Source organism: Ferrovibrio sp. GW821-FHT12F09 (assembly GCF_058806775.1).
Window position 1 is genome coordinate 2,170,856 of record NZ_JBXAPZ010000001.1, and the last position, 14,682, is coordinate 2,185,537.

General features: G+C 64.6%; 16 protein-coding genes. 13 read left to right on the forward strand and 3 right to left on the reverse strand.

All coding sequences use genetic code 11. From position 1 onward, the window contains the following. The first annotated feature begins 34 nt into the window (after window positions 1-34). The 3 genes from dctP (at window position 35) to AC1ROB_RS10725 (ending at window position 2,946) form a co-directional block, all read left to right on the forward strand. Entirely contained in the window at window positions 35-1,087 is a 1,053-nt protein-coding gene (gene dctP / locus AC1ROB_RS10715; RefSeq protein ID WP_492971186.1) for a TRAP transporter substrate-binding protein DctP, read from the forward strand. A 75-nt stretch (window positions 1,088-1,162) separates the two neighbouring features. After that, window positions 1,163-1,666 (forward strand): TRAP transporter small permease, encoded by a 504-nt coding sequence (locus AC1ROB_RS10720; protein ID WP_492971185.1) that lies wholly within the window; start codon window positions 1,163-1,165, stop codon window positions 1,664-1,666. After that, complete coding sequence (locus AC1ROB_RS10725) at window positions 1,663-2,946, forward strand: TRAP transporter large permease (protein WP_492971184.1); 1,284 nt, start codon at window positions 1,663-1,665, stop codon at window positions 2,944-2,946. Before AC1ROB_RS10720 ends, AC1ROB_RS10725 begins: the two co-directional genes overlap by 4 nt. On the opposite strand, the gene AC1ROB_RS10730 is transcribed toward AC1ROB_RS10725, so the two are convergent. Continuing rightward, window positions 2,943-3,710, reverse strand: a complete 768-nt coding sequence (locus AC1ROB_RS10730) for an IclR family transcriptional regulator (protein WP_492971183.1) — start codon at window positions 3,708-3,710, stop codon at window positions 2,943-2,945. The genes AC1ROB_RS10725 and AC1ROB_RS10730 overlap by 4 nt on opposite strands. A 78-nt stretch (window positions 3,711-3,788) precedes the next feature. On the opposite strand from AC1ROB_RS10730, the gene AC1ROB_RS10735 reads away from it, so the two are divergent. The 10 genes from AC1ROB_RS10735 (at window position 3,789) to AC1ROB_RS10780 (ending at window position 12,605) form a co-directional block, all read left to right on the forward strand. Beyond that, window positions 3,789-4,418 (forward strand): nuclear transport factor 2 family protein, encoded by a 630-nt coding sequence (locus AC1ROB_RS10735; protein WP_492971182.1) that lies wholly within the window; start codon window positions 3,789-3,791, stop codon window positions 4,416-4,418. 17 nt (window positions 4,419-4,435) lie between these two features. Further along, complete coding sequence (locus AC1ROB_RS10740; RefSeq protein ID WP_492971181.1) at window positions 4,436-5,515, forward strand: maleylacetate reductase; 1,080 nt, start codon at window positions 4,436-4,438, stop codon at window positions 5,513-5,515. Next, window positions 5,515-6,399, forward strand: coding sequence for an intradiol ring-cleavage dioxygenase (locus AC1ROB_RS10745; protein ID WP_492971180.1), 885 nt, complete (start codon window positions 5,515-5,517; stop codon window positions 6,397-6,399). Before AC1ROB_RS10740 ends, AC1ROB_RS10745 begins: the two co-directional genes overlap by 1 nt. Window positions 6,400-6,458: 59 nt before the next feature. Beyond that, window positions 6,459-7,436: a Bug family tripartite tricarboxylate transporter substrate binding protein gene (locus AC1ROB_RS10750; protein WP_492971179.1), complete on the forward strand. Its 978-nt coding sequence runs from the start codon at window positions 6,459-6,461 to the stop codon at window positions 7,434-7,436. A gap of 13 nt (window positions 7,437-7,449) precedes the next feature. Then, on the forward strand, window positions 7,450-7,908 hold the full coding sequence (locus tag AC1ROB_RS10755) for a tripartite tricarboxylate transporter TctB family protein (RefSeq protein WP_492971178.1): 459 nt from the start codon (window positions 7,450-7,452) through the stop codon (window positions 7,906-7,908). 1 nt (window position 7,909) lies between these two features. Then, window positions 7,910-9,418 (forward strand): tripartite tricarboxylate transporter permease, encoded by a 1,509-nt coding sequence (locus AC1ROB_RS10760; RefSeq protein ID WP_492971177.1) that lies wholly within the window; start codon window positions 7,910-7,912, stop codon window positions 9,416-9,418. A 27-nt stretch (window positions 9,419-9,445) separates the two neighbouring features. Continuing rightward, the gene (locus AC1ROB_RS10765) at window positions 9,446-10,003 is read left to right on the forward strand and encodes an NADPH-dependent FMN reductase (RefSeq protein ID WP_492971176.1); all 558 of its coding nucleotides are present in this window, start codon (window positions 9,446-9,448) and stop codon (window positions 10,001-10,003) included. Between the two features lie 104 nt (window positions 10,004-10,107). After that, entirely contained in the window at window positions 10,108-10,920 is an 813-nt protein-coding gene (locus tag AC1ROB_RS10770; RefSeq protein WP_492971175.1) for a CoA transferase subunit A, read from the forward strand. Window positions 10,921-10,923: 3 nt separating this feature from the next. After that, the gene (locus tag AC1ROB_RS10775) at window positions 10,924-11,661 is read left to right on the forward strand and encodes a CoA-transferase (RefSeq protein WP_492971174.1); all 738 of its coding nucleotides are present in this window, start codon (window positions 10,924-10,926) and stop codon (window positions 11,659-11,661) included. A 20-nt stretch (window positions 11,662-11,681) separates the two neighbouring features. Continuing rightward, the gene (locus AC1ROB_RS10780; RefSeq protein ID WP_492971173.1) at window positions 11,682-12,605 is read left to right on the forward strand and encodes a 3-hydroxyacyl-CoA dehydrogenase NAD-binding domain-containing protein; all 924 of its coding nucleotides are present in this window, start codon (window positions 11,682-11,684) and stop codon (window positions 12,603-12,605) included. Between the two features lie 5 nt (window positions 12,606-12,610). Here the strand turns inward: AC1ROB_RS10780 and AC1ROB_RS10785 are convergent, their stop codons facing one another. Both AC1ROB_RS10785 and AC1ROB_RS10790 read right to left on the reverse strand, forming a co-directional pair. Then, window positions 12,611-13,609 (reverse strand): NAD(P)-dependent oxidoreductase, encoded by a 999-nt coding sequence (locus tag AC1ROB_RS10785; RefSeq protein ID WP_492971172.1) that lies wholly within the window; start codon window positions 13,607-13,609, stop codon window positions 12,611-12,613. Window positions 13,610-13,620: 11 nt separating this feature from the next. Next, window positions 13,621-14,682: a LacI family DNA-binding transcriptional regulator gene (locus AC1ROB_RS10790; RefSeq protein WP_492971171.1), complete on the reverse strand. Its 1,062-nt coding sequence runs from the start codon at window positions 14,680-14,682 to the stop codon at window positions 13,621-13,623.

Sequence of the window (14,682 nt, forward strand, 5' to 3'; positions counted from 1 at the left end):
AACGAATTATAAAAAATAACTGGAGGAAGACCCGATGAACCGTCGTTCGCTGCTTAAGGCCGGTGTGGCCGTTGCTGCCTTCACCGCCGCTCCCACCATCTTCATCCGTTCTGCCCGCGCCCAGGGCGCCTACAAGCCGGAATACAAGCTCTCCACCGTGGTGGGCCTGCCGTTCCCCTGGGGCCAGGGCGGCGAAATCTGGGGCAACCTCGTGCGCGAGCGTACCGAGGGCCGCATCAACATCAAGATGTATCCGGGTGTGTCGCTGGTGAACGGCGACCAGACCCGTGAATTCACCGCGGTCCGTCAGGGCGTCATCGATCTGGCCATCGGCTCAACTATCAACTGGTCGCCGCAGATCCGTCAGCTTAATCTGTTCTCGCTGCCTTTCCTGGCGCAGGACCATGCCGGCCTCGATGCCCTGGTGCAGGGCCCGGTCGGCAAGGAGATCATGGATATCGTTGGCAAGAATGGCGTGGTGCCGCTGGCCTGGGGCGAGAACGGCTTCCGTGAAGTCACCAACTCCAAGCGCGAAATCCGCAAGCCGGCCGATATGAAGGGCCTGAAGTTCCGCGTCGTCGGTTCGCCGATCTTCAACGACACCTTCACGGCGCTGGGCGCCAATCCGACCCAGATGAGCTGGGCCGATGCCCAGCCGGCACTGGCCTCGGGTGCGGTCGAAGGCCAGGAGAACCCGCTGCATATCTTCACGGCCGCCAAGCTGCACACGCTGGCGCAGAAGTTCGTCACGCGCTGGGGCTATGTGGCCGATCCGCTGATCTTCATCGCCAATCAGGAAATCTGGAATTCCTGGACGCAGAAGGATCGCGACATCGTGCACCAGGCTGCCATCGATGCCGGCAAGCAGGAAATCGCCATTGCCCGCAAGGGCCTGGTGCCGACCGATCAATCGCTGGTCAAGGAAGTGGAAGGCCTTGGAGTCAAGGTCACCGAGCTCTCGGCTGCCGAGAAGGACGCCTTCAAGAAGGCGGTGAAGCCGTCCTACGACAAGTGGGCCGGCCAGATCGGCAAGGATCTGGTGAAGAAGGCGGAAGACGCCGTCGCGGCCACCCGCAAGAAGGCCTGAGCAGAGTGATCTGATATTGGCAGAGGCCGGGGCAATCCCGGCCTTTGCTTTTTCCGACCAGCCGGAGAGTGAAGCGTGTCCATCCCCACTGAAAGCGAACCGCTGGCTATCGATCCGGCGCAACCCCAGAAAATGTGCTGGGAGGACTGGGTTGGCGCCGGTGCCATGGCATTGCTGGCCATCATCACCTTCACCAATGTGCTGGTGCGTTACTTCACCGATGAATCCTTTGCCTGGACGGAAGAACTCTCCATCTCGCTGATGGTGATCCTCACCATGGTGGCCGCTTCCGCCGCCGTGGCGCGCGACCGTCATATCCGCATCGAGGCCTTCTTCGATGGCGGCACACCGCAACGCCGCCGTCGCCTGGCGCTGCTGTCGGCGGCCTGCACCGTGCTGGCCTTCGGCATTCTTACCGTGCTGGCCGTGCGTTTCTTCTGGGATGACTACAAATACGATGTGACCTCGCCCGGCATCGGCTGGCCGCAATGGTGGTACAGCATCTGGCTGCCGGTTCTGGCCTTTGCCATCACTGCACGGGGTGCGCAGGTCCTGCTTCGCAAGTGGCGCTCGCAATGATTGGCATCCTGATCTTTATCGTCTTCGCGGTCCTCATGCTGGCCGGCGTGCCGATCGGCGTGGCGCTGATGCTGGGCGGCTCGCTCGGTATCGCCCTGGCCGATCTCGGCCTGATGTCGATTCCGAACAACTTCTATGCCGGTATCGCCAAATATCCGCTGCTGGCGCTGCCGATGTTCGTGCTGGTCGGTGTGATCTTCGAGAAATCCGGTGTGGCCGAGCGTCTGGTCAATCTGGCCGTGTCGATTGTCGGCCGCAAGCCCGGCCGGCTGCCGCTGGTGGCTATCGGCGTCGCCATGCTGATCGGCGGTATTTCCGGGTCCGGTCCGGCCACGGCGGCTGCCGTTGGCGGTGTCATGCTGGTGGCCATGAAGCGCGCCGGCTATCCGGCGGGCTATTCGGCTGCCGTGATCGGCTCGGCCGCGGCGACCGACATCCTGATTCCGCCGTCGATTGCCTTCATCATCTATTCGGTCCTGGTGCCCGGCGCTTCCGTGCCGGCGCTGTTCGCGGCCGGCATGGTGCCCGGCATTCTGGCCGGCTTTGCCCTGATGGTTCCGGCGGTCTGGCTCGCCAAGCATTACGGTTTTGGAAAAGCCGAGATGGATACCGAACGGCCGCCATTCTGGCCGGCCTTGCGCGACGCGCTCTGGGGCCTCGCCGCGCCGGTGCTGATCCTGGGCGGCATGCGCATGGGCTGGTTCACGCCCACCGAGGCCGCGGTGGTTGCCGTGGTCTATGGTTTGTTCGTCGGCATTCTGGTGCATCGCCAGATCAAGCCGAAAGACATCGTGCCGATCCTGGTCGAAGCGGCCGAGACCTCGGGGATCATTTTGCTCATTGTTGCCCTGGCCAGCATCTTCGCCTACGCGGTCAGCACGCTGGGCATTGTCGATCCGCTGGGGCGCTGGATCGCGACCAGCGGGCTTGGCTCCTATGGCACGCTCACCATCATCGTGCTGGTGCTGCTCGGTGTCGGCATGGTGCTGGACGGTATCTCGATCTTTTTGATCTTTGTGCCGCTGCTGATGCCGATCATGCGTAATTTCGCCTGGGATCCCGTCTGGTTCGGCGTGCTGCTGACCTACATGGTCGCCATTGGGCAGTTCACCCCGCCGATGGCGGTCAACCTGATGGTGGCAGCCAAGCTGGCGCGTGTGCCCATCGAGCAGACGGTGAAATACGCCATCTGGTTCGTGCTGGCCATGCTGTCGCTGGTGGTGGCCTTCATCCTCATGCCGCAGCTGGTGCTCTGGCTGCCGGAGACGCTCGGCTACTAGACGGCTTTCTCGATAGCGGCGGCCATATCGGCGGCGGCGCGACGCAGATGCTGGCGCAGCATGGCCGCATTGGTCTTGGTGAAGCGGGCAGAGGGCACGGCCAGGTTCACCATGCCGACGAGTTCGTCCTTCACCAGCACGGCAGTGCCGATGCCGATGATGCCGACGGTGAATTCCTCATGGGCATAGGCAAAGCCTTCCTCGCGGATGCTGCGCAGCTGCTCCATCACCTGCTTGGCGCTGGTCAGGGTATGCGACGTGAATCTCTCGAATGGCGTGCGGGCCAGATAGGCCTTCACCTCGGTATCGCTCATTCGGCTTAGCACGATCTTGCCTGACGAGATGGCATAGAGCGGTGCCTTCTCGCTGACCCGCATGGTGTAGGTGAGCGCCTGGCCGCCGGTCTGGGTGGCAATGGCGGTCACATGGTCGCCGTCGCGCACATAAAAGCCGACGGTTTCGTTGGTGTCCTGGCTCAGCTGTTTCAGCAGCGGCTGGATGATCTGCTGCAGCGGTGGCGCCGGACGCCGTCGACCCAGTTCGCCGATTTTCACGCCCAGCCGATAACGCAGGGTTGCCGAATCCTGCTCCAGATAACCGCGCGCCGTCAGGTTGCCCAGCAGCTGGAACAGGCTGCTGCGCGGAATCCCCAGATCGCTCATCAGTTGTGAAAAGGAGGCGCGGCCGGACGCGGCGGCCACCGCCTCGAGGATATCGAGGACGCGGTCGGCTGACTTGACAGTGGCAGGGCTATCGGGTTTCATAGATTTGAACTAGTTTATATATGTGAACTTACAGGAAGGCGCCGTGACAAGCAAGGCGCTCCTGCGGGAGGACAAAGAATGCATCCGGATCAGATCGAACGCCTGACCATCGCCGAGCTGTTGCAGAACTGGGCGGTGTGGCGCGATGCCGGTGACTGGGAGCGGTTCCGCACGGTCTGGCATGACGACGGCTGGATGATGGCCACCTGGTTCCAGGGGCCGGCAGCCGAATTCATCCGGGTCAGCCAGGAAGGCTGGGCCAAGGGTGTCAGCATCCTGCATTTCCTGGGCGGCATTTCGGTCGACCTGAACGGCAGCCGCGCCATCTCGCAGACCAAGATGACCATCTCGCAGCGCTCCACCGTGCATGGCGTGCCTTGCGACGTGGTCTGCACCGGCCGTTTCTATGACTTCATCGAAAAGCGGAACGGCAAGTGGGGTATCGTGGTCCGCCAGCCGATCTACGAGAAGGATCGCATCGATCCGATCGATCCGTCGCAGGCTCCGGCCATCGACCCGGCCAAGCTGGCGGCCCTGCCGGAAGGCTATCGCCATCTCGCCTATATCCAGGAGGAGATCGGCTACAAGGTGAAACGCGACATGCCGGGTCTGAAGGGGCCGGAAGTGACGGCCCTCTATGCCCGCGGTGCCGCCTGGCTGCGCGGCGAGACCGTGTCGCCGCAGATGTTCTTCGCGCCGGCCGCCTGAGGGTCGCGGACGCCGACATGTCGATGCTCAATCCCGGCAGCTTCGTCTACAGCAGCCTGCCGTCGAAGGTGATCTTCGGCCGGGGCACGCTGTCGCAGCTTGGCGCCGAACTGGTGCGGATCGGCGCCTCGCGTGCGCTGCTGCTGTCGACGCCGGGGCGCGGCGGGTTGGCCGACCAGGCCGAAACGGCTGCCGACGGCCGGGTCGCCGGCCGCTTTGCCGGCGCGCGCATGCATACGCCGGTCGAAGTCACCGAACAGGCGCTGGTCGTGCTGCAAAATATGAAGGCCGATGCGCTGGTCTCGGTCGGCGGCGGTTCGACGACCGGTCTGGGCAAGGCACTCGCCTTACGCACCGGTCTGCCCCAGGTCACCGTGCCGACCACCTATGCCGGCTCGGAGATGACGCCGACCGTGGGCGAGACCAAGGACGGCCTGAAGACCGTTCAGCGGAAAGAGTCGATCCGGCCCGGCGCGGTGATCTACGACGTCGATCTGACGTCTGGACTGCCGGTTAATGTCTCTGTCACCAGCGGCATGAATGCCATCGCCCATGCGGCCGAGGCGCTGTATGCCAAAGACGCCAATCCGGTGACCAGCCTGATGGCGGAAGAGGGTATTCGCGCCCTGGCCACCGCGCTGCCGGCCATCCAGGCCGATCCGCAGAATATGGATGCCCGCGCTGCCGCGCTCTATGGCGCCTGGCTCTGCGGCGTCTGCCTTGGCACGGTGGGCATGGCGCTGCATCACAAGCTCTGCCATGTGCTGGGTGGCAGCTTCGACCTGCCGCATGCCGAAACCCATACCGTGATCCTGCCTTATGCTCTGGCCTACAACGCGCCGGCGATGCCCGAGGCGATGCAGCGCATCGCCCGTGCGCTGGATGCCGACAACGCGTCGCTTGGCCTGTGGCGACTGGCGCGCAGCCTGAGCGCCCCGGTCTCGCTGGCTGTCATCGGCATGCCAGCCGATGGCATCGAACGGGCCGCCGATATCGCCTTGCAGAATCCCTACTGGAATCCCCGTCCGCTGGATCGCGCGCCGCTGCTCTCGCTGCTGCGCCGGGCCCATGCCGGCGAAGCCCCGGAGTTGCCGTGATGAGTGAAGCCTCCCCGACCCGCCAGTTCGACGAAGCCTCCATTACCAATGCCGTGCTGGAGAAGGTGGGGCAGGGGGCCGATCCGCGCACGCGGCAGATCAGCCAGGCGCTGGTGCGGCATCTGCACGCCTTCCTGCGCGAGGTCGAGCCGACCCAGGAAGAATGGTTCGAGGGCATCAAGTTCCTCACCCGCACCGGCCATATGTGCGACCAGCATCGCCAGGAATTTATCCTGCTGTCCGATACGCTGGGTGCGTCGATGCTGGTGGATGCCATCAACCACCGCCGCGACCGCGGCGCCACGCTGTCCACCGTGCTCGGGCCGTTCTATGTCGACGAGCCACCGCAGTATCCGTTGGGCGCCGATGTCGGCGGCCGCATGAAAGGCCAGCCGCTCTATGTCGAGGGCAGCGTCAGCAGCGCTGACGGCAAACCGCTGGCCGGTGCCACCGTCGATATCTGGCATGCCGACGAAGCCGGTTTCTACGACGTGCAGCAACTTCAGAATCCAGACGACCTCAATGGCCGTGCGCGCTTCCTCACCGATGAGCAGGGCCATTTCCATTTCTGGACCGTCAAGCCGTCATCTTATCCGATCCCTGATGATGGTCCGGTCGGCGACATGCTGCGCGTCCAGGGGCGGCATCCGTATCGCCCGGCCCATGTGCATTTCATGATCGAGGCGCCCGGCTACAGCAAGCTGGTCACCCATGTCTTCGAACAGGGCGACAGTTATCTCGACAGCGATGTGGTCTTCGGCGTCAAGGACGCCCTGGTCGCACCGTATGAGCAGCGTCCGGCCGGCGAGACGGTGGCCGGACGCAAACTGGATACGCCTTATGCGCGGCTGCACTACGACTTCCGGCTGGCCGCTCGCGAGTAAGTTTCAGCACTGACCCACAAAGAGAGCCGGCACAGGGCCGGCCGATAGAGGAGGAACCCATGAAGAAGACCACATTCACCGCCCTGGCTGTTGCCCTCACCGCGACCTTTGCCGCTCTGCCGGTTCTGGCGCAGGACTGGCCGTCACGGCCGATCCGCATGGTGGTCGGCTTCGGCGCCGGCGGCGGCACCGATATCATCGCCCGCATCATTGCTCAGCCGCTGTCGGAAATTCTCGGCCAGCCGGTGGTGGTGGAAAACAAGCCGGGCGCCGGCGGGACCATCGGCGCCGACTTTGTCGCCAAATCGCCGAAGGACGGTTCGGCGATCTTCATGATGAACAATGGTCATGCGGTTTCGGCCAGCCTCTACAAATCGCTGCCCTATGACTCGCACAAGTCGTTTGCGCCGGTTTCGCTGGTGGCCACCATGCCGCTGATCATTGTGGCGGGCAACGACGTGGCCGCAACCGACGGCAAGACCCTGATCGACCTGATCAAGGCGCAGCCGGGCAAGATCCGCTTCGCCAGCGTCGGCGTCGGCAGCACCCAGCATTTCGCCGGCCTAGTCTTCCGCAACATGAGCGGCGGCGAAATCCGCCACATTCCCTATCGCGGCACGCCGGCCGCCATCGCCGCCGTGCGCAGCAACGAAGTCGAGCTGTTGGTGGAAGTGGCAGCCCCGGTGATCGGTCAGATCAAGGGCGGCGAGCTGAAGGCGCTGGCGGTCACGTCGGCCAAGCGTTTCCCGGCGCTGCCCAACACGCCCACCGTGGCCGAAGCCGGTTTGCGCGGCTACGACGTCACCACCTGGTATGGTCTGGCTTTCCCGGCCGGCACGCCGGATGCCATCATCACCAAGATGAACGCCGCCGTGACCACGGCGCTGGGCAAGCCCGAGGTGCGCAAGCAGGTGGAAGATGCCTACTTCCTGCCCGAGACCGGCACGCCGGCCGCCTTCAACACCCATCTCGGCGCCGAGATCCAGCGCTGGGCGAAGGTGATGCAGGATGACGGCATCCAGCAGCAACAGCAGTAAACGGGAACCGGCAGTGACCAGCCTGCCTGCCGCCAGGGACTTCCGCGCCGGCGTGTTTTCCACACTTGCCGGCGCGCTGGTGCTTGTTCTGACCTGGCGATATCCGAGCGGCGATCTCTCGGATATCGGCCCAGGGCTCATGCTGCAACTGACCGGTGGCCTGTTGCTGCTGCTCGGCATTCTGATGGCGCTCCGTGCTTTGTTCCGCGCTCCCGTCACTGCAGCCTCGACCGGCGGTTTCACACCGCGCGCTTTCGTCATCCCGGCAGCCATGGCGATGTTCGCCCTGCTGCTGTCCTGGCTCGGCCTGGCGCTGACGGCGGCTGTAACCACTTTCATTGCCGGTCTCGCCTCGCGTGACCTGTCGCTGAAGGAGCGGGTCACGGCTGCTGTCGTGCTCGCCGCTTTCGTGACATTGCTGTTCGGCTACGGCCTGCGTCTGCAGGTGCCGATCTGGCCGGAGTTCCGCTGACATGATGCAATCGCTGGAGCATTTCGCCACTGGCCTCGGCATTGCGTTACAGCCGGGCAACCTGCTGTTCTGCTTTCTCGGTGCGTTATGCGGGACGCTGATCGGTGTGCTGCCGGGCATCGGACCGGTTGCCACCATCGCCATGCTGTTGCCGGTCACCTTCTATCTCTCGCCGGTCGCGGCCCTCATCATGCTGGCCGGCATCTATTACGGCTCGCAATATGGCGGTTCCACCACCTCGATCCTGATGAAGGTGCCGGGCGAGACGGCCTCCGTGGTCACCTGTCTCGATGGTTACCAGATGGCGGTGCGCGGCCGCGCCGGTTCGGCGCTGGCGATTGCAGCGCTCGGCTCGTTCTTTGCCGGCATCGTCGGCACCATGCTGAACGTGCTGTTCGGTCCGGAATTCGCCAAACTGGCGCTGGCTTTTGGCTCGGCCGAGTATTTCGGCCTGATGCTGCTCGGCCTGTCGATCTCGATTGCGATGTCGCATGGTTCGATGCTGGGAGCCATCGCCATGGTCGGCCTGGGCGTCGTGCTGGGTACGGTGGGGCGTGACGTCAATACGGGCTATGCCCGCCTGACCTTCGATATCCCCGAGCTGTCCGATGGCATCGGCTTCGTGCCGCTGGCGGTTGGACTGTTCGGCATCGCCGAAGTGATGCGCAATCTCGACGGTACCCAGACGCAGGGCGGTATGGTGAAGAAGGTCGGCCGCCTGTGGCCCTCGCGCGAGGAGGCCCGGCGCGCGGTCCCGGCCGTGCTGCGCGGCACCATTCTCGGCACCATCCTGGGCGTATTGCCCGGCGGTGGCGCGATCCTCGCTTCCTTCAGTTCCTATGGGTTGGAAAAGCGCCTGTCGCGCCATCCGGAAGAATTCGGCCATGGTGCCGTGGAGGGCCTGGCCGGCCCTGAATCGGCAAACAATGCCGCGGCCCAGGCGTCTTTCATTCCGCTGCTCACGCTCGGCATTCCGCCGAATGCCGTACTGGCGCTGCTGGTTGGCGGCATGATGATCCATGGCATCGCGCCGGGCCCGACGGTGATGACCGAGCGGCCGGATCTGTTCTGGGGCCTGGTCGCCAGCATGCTGCTGGGCAATATCATGCTGGTGATCATCAACCTGCCGCTGGTCGGGATCTGGATTCAGTTCCTGAAGGTGCCGTATCGCCTGATGTTCCCGGCGATCTTCCTGTTCTGCTGCATCGGCGTTTATGGCGTGAATGGCAGCGCCTTCGAGGTCTGGCTGGCGGTCGGCTTCGGCCTGCTCGGCTATCTGCTGTCCAAGCTCGACCTGGAGCCGGCGCCGCTGGTACTGGGTTTCGTACTCGGGCCGCTGATCGAGGAGCATCTGCGTCGCGCCATGGCGCTGTCCGATGGCGATGCCAGCGTCTTTGTCACCCGGCCGTTGGCCGCCACGCTGATCGTACTGGCTTTGCTGGTGCCCTGTCTGGTACTGCTGCCGCAGCTCGGCAAGCGCCGCAGCGAAATCTTCCAGGCGGAACAATAACCGCCTTCAGAAACGAAAGGGTTTCCCATGACTGCACCGATCCGCGTCGCCGCCCTGTGCGGCAGTCTTCGCAAGGCTTCCTACAACGCCGCGGCGTTGCGCGTCGCCATCGCGGAAGCGCCGGCCGGCATGACCATCACGCCGGCCGAGATTGGCGATCTGCCGCTGTACAATGACGACATCAAGCAGCAGGGCTTCCCGGCGCCGGTGCAGCGCCTGGGCAAGGCGCTGGGCGAGGCCGATGCCATCCTGATCGTCACCCCGGAATACAATTTCTCGATCCCCGGCGTGCTGAAGAACGCCATCGACTGGGTCTCGCGCCTGCAGCCCCAGCCGTTCGACGGCAAGCCGGTCGCCATCATGGGCGCCGCCATGGGGCCGCTGGGTACCGGCCGCGCGCAGTATGACCTGCGCAAGATGATGGTGTTCCTGAATGCTTTCCCGGTGAACAAGCCGGAAGTCTTTATCGGCATGGCGCAGACCAAGTTCGATGCCGAAGGCAAGCTGACCGACCAGCCGACCCGCGAATTCATCCAGAAGCTGATGGTGGCACTGGAAGCCTGGATCAACAAGCTGCGCGGCTGATTCCGCCATGCTGCGCCGCCATATGAGGCGGCGCAGCACCGTCCCCGATAGACGACGCGCCCTGTTGCCCCTAAATAGAACGGGAGGAAGCAACAGGAGGCGCCATGACCGGTCTCGACCAGCTTGCCGCGATGATCCCCGATGGCTCCAAGATCGCCGTGCCGCCGGATTATTCCGGTGTCGCCATGGAGATGACCCGCGCCATGATCCGCCGCGGTATCCGCGGCCTCCATGTGGTCTGTGTGCCGGCCTCGGGCCTGCAGACCGAGATGCTGATCGGCGCCGGCTGCGTGGCCACGGTGGAAACCTCGGCTATCACGCTCGGCGAATACGGCACGGCGCACCGCTTCCAGGTCGGCCTGAAGGCAAAGCAGTTCCGCATGATGGACGCCACCTGTCCGGCCATCCATGCCGCCATCCAGGCCGCCGGCAAGGGGCTACCCTTCATGCCGCTGCGTGGCCTGCTCGGTACCGATCTTCTGGCCAATCGCCCGGACTGGCAGGTGATCGACAATCCGTTCAATACCGAACAAGACCCAATCGTGCTGCTGCCGGCAATCCGGCCGGATTTCGCCGTCTTCCACGCGCCCTATGCCGACCGCAACGGCAATGTGTTCATCGGCCGCCGCCGCGAGCTGGTGGCGATGGCGCATGCCTCCGCCCAGGCGCTGGTGACGGTGGAGGAAATCCGTGATCTCGATCTGCTGGCCACCGAAGAAAGCGCCGCCGGTACGCTGACGGCAGCTTACATTGGTGGCATCGCCCAGGCGCCGCGCGGCGCATGGCCGCTCAAGCTCTGGGATATCTACGATTACGACGAGGCGCATCTGAAACAATATGGCGAACTGGCGCGCACGGAGGAGGGTTTCCGGCGCTATCTCGATCTCTTCGTGCATGATCGGCGGGCAGCCGAGTAAGCCATGTCCTTCAGCCGCCAGGAATTGCTGATCCACACCATCGCACGGCTGCTGCAGGGCTGTCGCATTGTCGCCACTGGCGCCTCCTCGCCGATCCCCGGTGCCGGCGCGCTGCTGGCGCGGGCGCAGTCGGGTGGTCGGCTGCGCGTGAATATCCTGGGCAGCGTGCGCAACGATTTCTTCTGCAACGGCGGCGTCGAGCTGTTCGATATCGCAGCCCAGGGTCGGCTGGATGCTTTCTTCCTTGGCGGCGGGCAAATTGATGGCCAGGCCAATATCAATCTCGTCGGTGCCGGCGGCGAATATCCGCAGACTGACGTGCGCTGGCCGGGCTCCTTCGGTTCGGGCTATCTCTATTACCTGGTGCCACGCGTCATCCTGTTCCGCGAGGAGCATTCGCGCCGCGTGCTGGTGCCGAAGGTGGATTTCATTTCCTCGGCCGGTCCGAAGAATGACGGTACGTATCGGCCCGGCGGCCCCATCGGCCTGCTGACCAACCTGTGCTGGTTTGCCTTCGACAAGAGCAGGCTGCGGTTCCGGCTGGACAGCGTGCATCCGGGTCACAGTGTGGAAGAGGTGCGCGACAATACCGGCTTCGATTTCGATTGCCCGGACACCGTGCCGCAGACCCCGGCGCCGGATGCCGATGTATTGGGGCTGATGCGGACGCGTATTGCCGCAGAGATCGCCGAGACCTACCCGCGCTTTGCCGCGCAGGTTTTTCCGCCGGCTGCCGCTTAATATTCAAAGGATAAAGACCCATGACGCAGATCGATCTGCCTGTGCAGCGCGTGGCCATCGTTGGCGGCGGCCTGATCGGCGTGAGCTGGGCGGCGCTGTTCACGGCCGGTGGCATCGATGTGACGGTCTGGGATCCCGACGAAACCGCGCTCGCTGCTTTCCGTCCGCGCATGCTGGTGGCGCGCAGGCAGCTCGCCCAGCTTGGCCTGCGCGGTCGCGGTAAGGTGAAGCTGTTGCGCCGCCTGTCAGCCGCGGTGAAGGACGCCGACCTGGTGCAGGAGAATGCGCCGGAAAAGATCGATTTGAAGCGTCGGCTCTATGCCGATATTTTCGCGGCAGCGCCCGATACGATCATTGCCAGCAGCACCTCGTCCTTTGCCTGGTCCGATCTGACCGAAGGCGTGGCGAAAGCTGCGCAGGTGGTGGTGGCGCATCCCTTCAATCCGCCGCATCTGGTACCGCTGGTGGAAATCTTCGGCAGCGACGATGCCGTGGTGCGCCGCGTGATCGCCTTTTACACCGCGATGGGCAAGGTGCCGGTGCGCATGAAGAAGGAAGCGCCCGGCCATATCGCCAACCGGCTGGCCTCGGCGCTGTATCGCGAAGCGGTCAATATCGTCGCCGAGGGCATCGCCGATGTCGAAGATGTCGACAGGGCGCTGGTGGAAGGGCCGGGCCTGCGCTGGTCGATCCAGGGCGCGCATATGACCTATCACCTGGGTGGCGGCGACGGCGGCATCCGCCATTATCTCGACCATCTCGGTCCCAGCCAGGAAAAGCGCTGGGCCTCGCTGGGCAATCCATCGCTCACGCCTGCGGTGAAGGAGGCCATCGTGCGCGGCGTGGAAGCCGAAGCGAATGGCCGCTCGATTGCAGAGTTGAGCGCCGAACGCGATATGATGCTGCTGCAGACTCTGAAACTGCGGGCCAAGCGCCGCAGCTGAGCGGATTACGCGACGGTGACGCCGAGGCGAACCAGCCGCCGTGCTGCCGTAGCATTGACGGCGCCCGGCGGCACCTGACCAGCGGCCAGCGCCGCTACCTGTTTCACGGTGTCGAAGGCCTGATGCGACACCGCTTCGGGCGTCAGGCCGCCGATATGCGGCGTGGCGATCACATCGCTGCGCCGGGCCAGCAGGGGTGACGGCATCTGGTCCGGTGCACGGCCGACATCCAGCGCTGCGCCGGCCAGATGGCCGCTGTCCAGCGCCTGCACCAGGGCAGCCTCATCCACCAGGTCGCCGCGCGACAGGTTGATGAAATAGCTGCCCGGCTGCATGGCGGCGAAGGCCCGCGCATCCATCAGCTTTTCGGTCTGGGCATTGGCTGGGGCCAGGCAGATCACGAATTTCGCTGCATGTAGCAGATGGGGCATAGCCACCTGTTCCACATAAGGCTCGGTGATCTGCGCAAACGGATCGCAGGCCAGAACCGTCATGCCCAAGGCATGGGCCAGTGCGGCCGTGCGCCGGCCGATGGCGCCATAACCGATGATGCCGACACTGGCGCGCGACAGCTGGATGCCCATACGGATGGCGGGCGGCTGTCCGGTCTGATAGGCGTGCACGGCGGCGCTGACGCCGCGCGACAGGTCGACCATGAAGCCGACCGCCAGTTCGGCCACCGCATCGATGAAGCCAGCGGTGGCCTGGGTGACCAGCACGCCGGCCTTGCTCGCCGCCGCCAGGTCAATCGTGCGGATATCGATGGCGCAGCGCAGGAAAGCGACCAGGTTGGGCAGGGATTCGAAGACGGCGGCTTCGCCGGGCGTCTGGCGGTCGGACACGATCACATCGCAGTCATGGGCCGCCGCGATCAGCGCTGCCGTGTCGAGCGGCGTCGCGCCCTTGTGCAGTCGCACCTCGCCATGGATGCGCAGGCCGGCCAGGGCATCTTCGCCATAATAGTTCTGGAAAGCATCGGGCGTGTGGGTGAGCAGGATACGCATGATGGGTCGGATCACCGGGATGGCTTGACGCTGGCGCGCCGCTTGGCTGGCGCGGCAACGGAATCGCGGAGCAGCAGGGAAGAGGCAAATCGAAATTCGCCCGGTGCGGTATCGGGCTGCTTGAGACGCAGCATGATGCGGTCGACCATGGTCTGGGCCAGTTCCGGCAGCGGCAGGCAGACGGTGGTCAGGGGCGGTGCCGTATAGGCGCCGAGTGGAATGCCGTCCATGCCGATCACCGACATATCGCCTGGCAGTGAGAAGCCCAGATCGCGCAGGCCGGCCATCAGTCCGATGGCCATCATGTCGTTGATGGCGACGGCAGCCGTCGGTTTATCGGGGTGCCCGGCCAGCGGTGCGGCCAGGCTCTGGCCCAGTTCGGCCATTTCCTCATCGGCGTAATGCGACGCCGTGCTGCCGGCGATGATCACGCCCTGTATGCCGGCTTCTTTCGCGGCATGGAGAAAGCCCTCGCGTTTTTCAGCACGGCTGAAGGTCCAGCCCGAGGGTGTGAGGAAGGCGATGGTGCGGTGGCCCTCGGCCACCAGATGCTGCACGGCGAGGCTGGCGCCAGCCACGTTGTCGGCCGAGACATAATCCAGGATCGGCTGACGGTCGCGACGGGCATGGCTGTCATAGCTCACCGTGACCAGGCCACGCGCCACCGGCTCCTCGAAATGGGCTTCGTCGGCCAGCGAGGAGATGACGATGGCGCCGCGTACGCCCTGCGACCACAGGTCGTCGAGGAAAGCGCGTTCCTGGTCCGGCTGGCGATAGGTGTTGGCGACGATGACGCGATAGCCGTAGCGCTCGCGCGACACCCGCTCGATCTCGCGGGCCAGCAGGCCGTAAGACGGATTGCCCATCGAGGGCACCAGCAGGCCGAGCAGCTGGGTCTCGCCGGTCTTAAGCTGGCGCGCGGTGCGGTTGGGGCGGAAACCGAGTTCGGCCACCGCCTGCTGCACGCGGTCGAGTGTTTCCTTGCTCATGCGCTCGACACGGCCGTTCAGCACATTCGACACCGTCGATGTGGAAACCCCGGCCAGTCTGGCAACATCGCTGATAGTGGACAT

Bases quoted from the DNA above. Each gene is read 5' to 3' on its own strand.
- AC1ROB_RS10765 (WP_492971176.1), top strand. From the start codon at position 9,446: ATGACTGCACCGATCCGCGTCGCCGCCCTGTGCGGCAGTCTTCGCAAG.
- dctP (WP_492971186.1), top strand. From the start codon at position 35: ATGAACCGTCGTTCGCTGCTTAAGGCCGGTGTGGCCGTTGCTGCCTTC.
- AC1ROB_RS10735 (WP_492971182.1), top strand. From the start codon at position 3,789: ATGCATCCGGATCAGATCGAACGCCTGACCATCGCCGAGCTGTTGCAG.
- AC1ROB_RS10730 (WP_492971183.1), bottom strand. From the start codon at position 3,710: ATGAAACCCGATAGCCCTGCCACTGTCAAGTCAGCCGACCGCGTCCTC.
- AC1ROB_RS10750 (WP_492971179.1), top strand. From the start codon at position 6,459: ATGAAGAAGACCACATTCACCGCCCTGGCTGTTGCCCTCACCGCGACC.
- AC1ROB_RS10745 (WP_492971180.1), top strand. From the start codon at position 5,515: ATGAGTGAAGCCTCCCCGACCCGCCAGTTCGACGAAGCCTCCATTACC.
- AC1ROB_RS10760 (WP_492971177.1), top strand. From the start codon at position 7,910: ATGATGCAATCGCTGGAGCATTTCGCCACTGGCCTCGGCATTGCGTTA.
- AC1ROB_RS10775 (WP_492971174.1), top strand. From the start codon at position 10,924: ATGTCCTTCAGCCGCCAGGAATTGCTGATCCACACCATCGCACGGCTG.
- AC1ROB_RS10740 (WP_492971181.1), top strand. From the start codon at position 4,436: ATGTCGATGCTCAATCCCGGCAGCTTCGTCTACAGCAGCCTGCCGTCG.
- AC1ROB_RS10770 (WP_492971175.1), top strand. From the start codon at position 10,108: ATGACCGGTCTCGACCAGCTTGCCGCGATGATCCCCGATGGCTCCAAG.
- AC1ROB_RS10780 (WP_492971173.1), top strand. From the start codon at position 11,682: ATGACGCAGATCGATCTGCCTGTGCAGCGCGTGGCCATCGTTGGCGGC.
- AC1ROB_RS10785 (WP_492971172.1), bottom strand. From the start codon at position 13,609: ATGCGTATCCTGCTCACCCACACGCCCGATGCTTTCCAGAACTATTAT.
- AC1ROB_RS10725 (WP_492971184.1), top strand. From the start codon at position 1,663: ATGATTGGCATCCTGATCTTTATCGTCTTCGCGGTCCTCATGCTGGCC.
- AC1ROB_RS10790 (WP_492971171.1), bottom strand. From the start codon at position 14,682: ATGTCCACTATCAGCGATGTTGCCAGACTGGCCGGGGTTTCCACATCG.